The sequence below is a fragment of the Stenotrophomonas sp. OVS01A genome (assembly GCF_019969775.1).
Taxonomy (GTDB): Bacteria; Pseudomonadota; Gammaproteobacteria; order Xanthomonadales; family Xanthomonadaceae; genus Stenotrophomonas; species Stenotrophomonas indicatrix.
On the sequence record NZ_JAHXYV010000015.1, the window covers coordinates 1 to 504 of the forward strand.

Consider the following 504-nt stretch of genomic DNA (forward strand, 5'->3'; position numbering starts at 1 on the left):
GTTGTATTTTCCGGCCTCGAGGCCTTTGTTGTGGTCTTCTTTCCAGTTCCATCGGGTTTCATAGATATCAATAAACGGATTGCGGACGAAGCGCTTTTTCAGAAGTTCAGTCGGATCATTTTCCGAAAATGCAGACCATTCATTTTTTAAAATCGTCAGCCGCGTTTGAAAACACAAAGCGCCTTTCTGTCTTTTCCGGATATCGATTTGTACTGTTTCCCATTGATGGAGGTCTGAAACATATATTGCTTCAGCTTCTGTTAAATTGCCGATGATATCCGCTAAATTATTTCCAAATTCTTCTATGGTCTGAGAATCATAGAGGGGTTCGTTAAGTGGAATAAATGTCTTTAAAATCTCAAGTGTTTTAGGATAAAATCGTTCAAAAATTGCTTTTTTAACTTTGAAATTTTTCAAAATCGTATTGTTTCCGGTTTCACTGACAGGAAGTTCAGGATGAAGAATAGAGTTCAAAGATTTACCCTTGATTACCGCCAATAAAGA

Annotated in this window: 1 protein-coding gene; it reads right to left on the bottom strand. The window is 37.3% G+C overall.

All coding sequences use genetic code 11. The features are described 5' to 3' along the window. On the bottom strand, positions 1 to 504 hold a 504-nt coding region (locus LC407_RS20795; RefSeq protein WP_223483526.1), incomplete at both ends, for a hypothetical protein.